The 6,264-nt window shown below is 74.8% G+C and carries 7 protein-coding genes; 2 read left to right on the top strand and 5 right to left on the bottom strand.

Annotated elements, in window-relative coordinates:
• Positions 1–71 precede the first annotated feature (71 nt).
• From JHAT_RS06955 to JHAT_RS06945, 3 genes are read right to left on the bottom strand one after another with little or no spacing between them, the layout of a single operon-like run.
• Positions 72–1,070, bottom strand: coding sequence for a MoxR family ATPase (locus tag JHAT_RS06955; protein ID WP_077797132.1), 999 nt, complete (start codon positions 1,068–1,070; stop codon positions 72–74).
• Positions 1,067–1,666, bottom strand: coding sequence for a hypothetical protein (locus JHAT_RS06950; RefSeq protein ID WP_077797131.1), 600 nt, complete (start codon positions 1,664–1,666; stop codon positions 1,067–1,069). The genes JHAT_RS06955 and JHAT_RS06950 overlap by 4 nt, the downstream gene beginning before the upstream one ends.
• Positions 1,663–2,613: a DUF4129 domain-containing protein gene (locus tag JHAT_RS06945; RefSeq protein WP_077797130.1), complete on the bottom strand. Its 951-nt coding sequence runs from the start codon at positions 2,611–2,613 to the stop codon at positions 1,663–1,665. Before JHAT_RS06945 ends, JHAT_RS06950 begins: the two co-directional genes overlap by 4 nt.
• Before the next feature lie 153 nt (positions 2,614–2,766).
• Here JHAT_RS06945 and JHAT_RS06940 point away from each other — a divergent pair, with 153 nt between their 5' ends.
• Positions 2,767–3,342 (top strand): dihydrofolate reductase family protein, encoded by a 576-nt coding sequence (locus JHAT_RS06940; RefSeq protein ID WP_077797129.1) that lies wholly within the window; start codon positions 2,767–2,769, stop codon positions 3,340–3,342.
• 157 nt (positions 3,343–3,499) lie between these two features.
• Here the strand turns inward: JHAT_RS06940 and JHAT_RS06935 are convergent, their stop codons facing one another.
• Positions 3,500–4,717 (bottom strand): MFS transporter, encoded by a 1,218-nt coding sequence (locus tag JHAT_RS06935; protein ID WP_171990780.1) that lies wholly within the window; start codon positions 4,715–4,717, stop codon positions 3,500–3,502.
• Between the two features lie 67 nt (positions 4,718–4,784).
• Between JHAT_RS06935 and JHAT_RS06930 the strand changes: the two genes are divergently transcribed.
• Positions 4,785–5,816 carry a helix-turn-helix transcriptional regulator gene (locus JHAT_RS06930; protein ID WP_107481847.1) on the top strand — a complete coding sequence of 344 codons (1,032 nt, stop codon included), beginning with the start codon at positions 4,785–4,787 and terminating at the stop codon, positions 5,814–5,816.
• A 35-nt stretch (positions 5,817–5,851) separates the two neighbouring features.
• Here JHAT_RS06930 and JHAT_RS06925 read toward each other — a convergent pair whose 3' ends face one another.
• Positions 5,852–6,262, bottom strand: a complete 411-nt coding sequence (locus JHAT_RS06925) for a hypothetical protein (RefSeq protein WP_077797128.1) — start codon at positions 6,260–6,262, stop codon at positions 5,852–5,854.
• Positions 6,263–6,264: the final 2 nt, after the last annotated feature.

Genomic DNA, 6,264 nt, shown 5'->3' with positions numbered 1-6,264 from the left:
CGGCTGGGCCGGTGAGGTGCGCCCCTCCAGGGCGCGGACCACCGCGGCGTCCGGCCGCGGCGCGGGCGCGGTCACGACGGCACGGCGGCCGTACGCCGTGTGGACGGCGTGCCGACGCTGTCGACGATCTCGCGCAGCACGTCGTCCGTGGACACCTCGCGCACCCACAACTCCGGCCGCAGCGACACCCGGTGGGCCAGCGCGGGCACCGCGAGGCTCTTGACGTCCTCCGGGACGACGTAGTCCCGGCCGTCCAGGACGGCGCGGGCGCGCGCGAGCTGGACCAGGGCGAGGCCGCCGCGCGGTGAGGCGCCGATGCTGATCTGGGGGTGGTCGCGGGTCGCGCCGACGAGCGCGACGGCGTACTCCAGCAGGTCGTCGTCGATCTCCACGCGCTCCACGACGGCCCGCCACGCCAGGACGTCGGCCGGCCCCGCGAGCGTGTCGAGCACGGCCTCGGGCGCGGCCCGGTCGATCCGGGCCCGCAGCATCGCCAGCTCCTCCCGGGCCGCCAGATAGCCCATCCGCACCCGCAGCTGGAACCGGTCGAGCTGGGCCTCGGGCAGGGAGTAGGTGCCCTCGTACTCCACCGGGTTGGCGGTCGCGATCACCAGGAAGGGGTCGGCGAGCGGACGCGTGGCGCCGTCCACGGTCACCTGCGACTCCGCCATCGCCTCGAGCAGCGCGGCCTGTGTCTTGGGCGGCGTCCGGTTGATCTCGTCGGCGAGCAGGAGGTGCGTGAAGACGGGGCCGGGGTGGAACACCATCTCGCCGGTGCGCTGGTCGTACAGCGGCGCCCCGGTGACGTCCGAGGGCAGCAGGTCGGGCGTGAACTGGATCCGGCGGAAGTCCAGGCCGAGCGTGGTGGCGAAGGACCGCGCGAGGAGCGTCTTGCCGAGCCCCGGCAGGTCCTCGACGAGGACGTGCCCGCCGGCCAGTACGGCCAGCATCACGAGTTCGAGGGCGCCCGACTTGCCGACGACGGCACGCCCGATCTCGCGCAGTACGGCACCGGCCTGCTCGCCGACCTGCCCGGCGGTGCGGGGCCCGGGCGTGGAGGGACTCGTCACGTCGCTTCTTCCTCACGAGTACGGGGAGTACGGGTACGGGGGATACGGGGAGTACGGGTACGGGGAGCGCCGAGTGCTTCGAGCCGGTCGACGAGGCGGCGCAGCACGTCGACGGGAACGTCGCCGTCGGGCCCGGTGCGGGGCGGCTCGGGTCCCAGCCACGGCCACAGTTCGGGCCCGATCAACTCGGCGGCGCGCTCCGGCTGCTGCTCGAGCGAGACGTGGTGGTGCTCGGCGAGCGCGGCGGCGAACAGACGGCGCAGGTCGGGGCGGAGGACCGCGCGGTAGTAGAGGGCGCCGTCGGGCCCGGTGGTGGTGTGGACGTTCCGTCGCCACTCGCCCATGCCCGGCGCCCGCGTCCGCAGCAGCCGTACCTCGTCCCGCCGCCCGGAGTCGAAGGCGCCCGCCCCGGCCACGTACCGGGCGGCCACCAGCGCCGCGACGACGAGCACGGTCACGACGGCACCGGCCGCCCCCGGGCCGTCGAGCAGCAGGACGAGCAGGACACCGGACCCGGCGACCGCCCCGCCGAGCAGCCCGATCCGGCGCAGTGGGAGCAGGTCCGGCTCCGGAGTCCGGCGGGCGACGCGGCTCACCGCGCCGTCTCCCGGTCCTGGAGACGCGAGGCGATGTCTTCCAGGGCCTCGGCCGCGGCCTCGCGGTGCGGAGCGCCCATCGGATGCGAGGAGAAACGGGCTTCGCGGAACAGCGCGGCCAGACGCGGCGCGGCCGGGTTCGGGGCGAGGCCCGTGGCGGCGGCGCGGGTGAGCAGGTCGGCGGGACTGTCGGAGGCGTGCCGCTGCACGCCGGACGCGACGAGGGCGTCCTCCATCGCGGCGTAGCAGGCGATGACGGCGGCCCGGGCGTCGCCGGCGTCGGTCAGGGCATGACGGCCCGAGCGTACGGCGGACAACAGCAGACGCGCGTCGTCGTCCTCCGCGGGGACGCCCGAGGGGCCGGGACGCGGCGGCACCGTCGGCCCGAACCGCCGCAGCCGCCGCAGCCGCCGTACGACGGCCACCACGACGATCACGACGACGACCACGACCAGCAGACCGAGCGGGAGGTACCACGGCAGGGACAGGGCGTGCCCCGAGCCCTCCCCGGGCGACGACCTGTCGCGGCCCGGGGGCAGGGAGGAGGACGGTGACACGGGGGGAGGCGGGAGGTCCACCGGCACGGGCGTTGTGCTGTCGTGCGTGAACCGGTGCAGCACCAGGGCCAGGACGCCGACGACCCCCGGCCCGGCGAGCAGCAGCCGTACGGCGGCCTGTCGCAGCCGCTCCTCGCCCGGCGGCAGCGCGGTGGAGTCGGCGCCGATCCGGGGACGGAGCTGCTGGACGGCGTGCACGACACCCACCGCCCAGACGACGGACAGGCCGATCGTGACGAAGCCCCAGTGGCCGAGCGGCCCCTTGCCGGAGTGCAGCAGCCCCTCGGCGGGCCGCAGCACGAACGCGGCGACGGCCAGCGCCCCGACGACCCCCGCGGCCACCACCGCCCCGGGCACCGTCCGGCGCCCCTCCCGCTCCCCGTGCTCCATCCCGTCCCCCGCTGAAGCGTTCTCTCGAACGTCCGTTCACCTTACGCCCTGCGAGTGATCGTGACCACCGGTGGTGGAACGGCGATGAGTTCCGGCGCGGTGCCGGGTCCCCACGGGTGTGACGGTTGCCGAAGCCCACCCGAGGAGCACACCATGACCGCGACCTACACCTTCGACGTCTTCACCAGCCTCGACGGCTACGGCGCCGCCGGCGGCGACTGGACCGGCTACTGGGGCAAGCAGGGCCCCGAACTGCTCGACCACCGCCTCGCGTTGTACGACACGGACCAGCGGATGGTCTTCGGGGCCGCCACGTACCGGCTGTTCACCCAGATGCTGGCCGCGAGCACCGAGGAGTCCGACGTGCGTGACCCCTGGGTCACCAGGATGCGCAGCCTGCCGGCGACGGTGGTGTCGACGACGCTGGAAGGCCCCCTCGACTGGCCGGACGCGACCGTCGCCCATGGTGACGCCGTCGACGTGGTCGCCCGGCTCAAGGAGGAGTCCGACGTGCCGCTGCGCTCGCACGGCAGCCTGTCGATGAACCGGGCCCTGATGGCCGCCGGCCTGGTCGACCGCCTGCAGGTGACGCTCTTCCCCGTCATCACCGGCCGGACCGGACTCGACCCGATCTTCCGGGACGCGGCCGACTTCGACCTGGAACTGCTCGAGCACAGGACCCTCGACGGCCACATCCAGGAACTCGTCTACCGCCCCACCCTCCACTGACCGCCCCGTAGCCCCGCCTCACGGCCCGCCGCCCCCGCCCGCCGGGCGACGGCCGGATGCCGGCAGTGCCGCGGCAGGGGGTCGAGCAGGCCGTCCTCCCCGTCCGCCCCCGGCGCGAGCCCAGCGGCAGCGGGCGGGCCCGGCGGGGCTTCGGACGTCACTCCGCCGGACTCTCCGCCGGGACTCCGGCCCGCGTACCGGCGGCGGCCGGGCGGCGTTCCCCGCGGCGTCCCAGTGCGGCGAGGACCAGGGTCACGGTGGCGGACGCGGTCGCCATCAGGGTGATCGCCGCGGCCGGTGAGGTCAGTTGGGCCAGTGTGCCCGCGAGGACGGTGCCGAGGCCCTGCAGGGCGGCCATGCCGGTGGCGTGCAGGCCGAGAGCCTGGCCCGCGAGGTCGTCGGGGGTGAGCTGCATCAGACGTTCCTGGAGGACCAGGCTCGCGGCGAAGCCGACGGAGGCGACGGTGACCGCCACCGCCGACGGCGCCACCCCCGGCCGCAGCACGAAGAACAGGTAGGGAACGGCCAGCAGCAGGCGCAGCGGCGTCGCCAGACGGGGGCGCAACGCGACCGGCACCAGACGGCCCACCGCCAGGTCACCCACGAACATGCCCAGCGCCCCCGACGCGTACAGCATGCCCGCGGACTCGGGGGCGTAGGAGACGTAGAGCGAATCGCTTCCGACGATCAGGCCGTTGGGGACCCACAGGCCGAGGTACGTCAGGCGACGGGGGCGTGAGGACCACAGGACGGCGTTGGCGCGCCAGGAGGCCGAGAGGGAGGGGCGGCCCGGGGAACGCGGGGGCCGGGCCGTGAGACCCAGCCGGGTGACGAGGGCCGACACCGCGTAGGCCGCCGCCGCGAGCAGCAGACAGGCCCGGGGGGACAGGAACACCAGCAGCGCGCCGCCCGCCGCGAAACCGGCCGTCTGCACCAGGCCCCAGAGCATGTTGTACACCGAACGCCCCAGGACGTAGCCGTCCTTGGACAGGATCTCGTTGATCAGGCCCCCGCGCACCCCTCCGCCCAGCGACGCGACCAGGCCCTGCACCAGGACGACCGCGAAGACCGCCCCGACGGGCAGACCGGGCAGCGCCAGCACCGCGGAACCGGCCGCGAAGGCGAGCCCGAGACCGCACAGCACCGCCCGCGGGGGCAGCCGGTCGGCGCCCGAGAGCAGGAACGCACCGCCCAGCACCTGCGCCAGCTGCGGGCCGAACATGCTCACCGCCGACAGGAACGGGGAGCCGGTGGCCCGGTACACCAGCGTGCCGAGGGCCAGACCGCCGATCGTCTGGGCCGCGGCGAAGACGGCGAAGGAGAGCAGGAACGGAGTGAACTCCGGAGTGCGGAACAGGGAACGGTAGCTGCGCATGCGTCGCAGTCTCGGACCGGCCGGGGAGCGTGGGTACTGTTTCGCCGACACACGAAAGGTCGTCCGCATGGGCTTGTGGCAGATCGGCACCGACACCCTCGCCCGCAGCCGGTTCGTGCTCTCGCCGTTCGCCGAGACGTTCGCGAGCCTGAAACTGCTGCACGCGGGGACGGGCGCCCACCGGGGCGAGGAGACCTGGCTGCACGCGCACCTGCCCGGCTACCGGGCGCGCCTCACGGCCGACCCGGTGGCCGCCCCGCTCGTGCGGGCGGCGCTCGGCACCTCCTGGATCGCCGACTTCTTCTGCCCCACCTCACGCATCGGCGAGAGCTTCGAGGAGACCGTGGCCCGGGTGCGGGCGACCGGGGCCGGGCAGGCCCGGGCCGACCTCCGTGTGTCTCTGGGCGGCCCGCTCCCCGCCGCCCTGGAGCGGGACGACCTGCCCGAGCGGGCGACCGCGCTTCTGACGTACGTCTGGGACGAGACCGTACGGCCGTACTGGGAGCGCCGGCGACGCATCCTGGAGGCCGACGTGATCGCCCGGACGGCGCAGGTGGGCCGGGGCGGCTGGGCGGCCGTGCTGGACTCCCTGAAGCCGGGGGCGCGGTGGATCGGGGAGAGCCGCCTCCAGGTCAACCCGAACGCCTACCCGCCGCGGGAGATCGCCGACGGGGCCGACCTGCTGTTCATGCCGGTCACGCCGAGGACCGGTTGGGTGTCGTGGGAGGGGCAGGAACGGTACGCCGTCGTCTACCCGTGCCTCGGGGTGCTCGCCGACGATCACGACCGGCGCCCGGTCCCGGCCGCGCTCGGGGCGCTCGTCGGCACCGTGCGGGCCGGACTGCTGATGCTGCTCGGGACCCCCATGAGCACGACGCAGCTGGTCGCCGTGACCGGCAAGGGGCTGGGATCGGTGGGCGGACACCTGCGGGTGCTGCTGGACGCGGGGCTGGTGCGGCGGTGGCGGGCCGGGCGGTCGGTGCTGTACGCCCGGACGGCGGCCGGGGAAGTGCTCGTCAGGGCCTCGGGGACCGGCGGCGACGACCAGGGGCCGGAACCGGGCGGCGCCGGACCGGACGGCAGGACCGGCGGGCCGTGACCGGGAGCCGGCGGTGGGACCGGGCCGCCGGGAGGTCACGACAGGACGACATGGCACTTCAGCTCCGTGCTGTTGGCGTCGGTGAGGCAGACCTCCACGGCGGTGGCCCCGCCGGGGCGGTCCGCCCGCACGACGAAGCTGAACTTCCGGGTGTTGCCGCAGGCGATGTCGCTGGAGACCTTGCTGACCATGGGGCCGGACGCGTTGACCGTCCTCGCCAGGGTGTTGCGGCAGGTCATGCGGTTGGCGGCGCTGACCGACCTGTGGACGCCCTCCACGAGAACCGAGCGGTTGTAGAAGGTGACGGTGCCGTCGGTCCACGTGTTTCCGACCGCCACGCGGAAGTGCTCGGCGGCCGCGGCCCGGGCCTCGGCGGCGGGAGCACCCGCCAGAGCGGTGGCAGCCAGCGCCGTGGAGCCGAGGGCTGCGACGAGACGGATGCGCATGA

This window comes from Streptomyces sp. JHA26, assembly GCF_002005565.1.
GTDB lineage: Bacteria > Actinomycetota > Actinomycetes > Streptomycetales > Streptomycetaceae > Streptomyces.
This window is presented reverse-complemented; position numbering and strand designations above follow the sequence as displayed.

Bases quoted from the DNA above. Each gene is read 5' to 3' on its own strand.
- JHAT_RS06945 (WP_077797130.1), bottom strand. From the start codon at position 2,613: ATGGAGCACGGGGAGCGGGAGGGGCGCCGGACGGTGCCCGGGGCGGTG.
- JHAT_RS06940 (WP_077797129.1), top strand. From the start codon at position 2,767: ATGACCGCGACCTACACCTTCGACGTCTTCACCAGCCTCGACGGCTAC.
- JHAT_RS06935 (WP_171990780.1), bottom strand. From the start codon at position 4,717: ATGCGCAGCTACCGTTCCCTGTTCCGCACTCCGGAGTTCACTCCGTTC.
- JHAT_RS06930 (WP_107481847.1), top strand. From the start codon at position 4,785: ATGGGCTTGTGGCAGATCGGCACCGACACCCTCGCCCGCAGCCGGTTC.
- JHAT_RS06925 (WP_077797128.1), bottom strand. From the start codon at position 6,262: ATGCGCATCCGTCTCGTCGCAGCCCTCGGCTCCACGGCGCTGGCTGCC.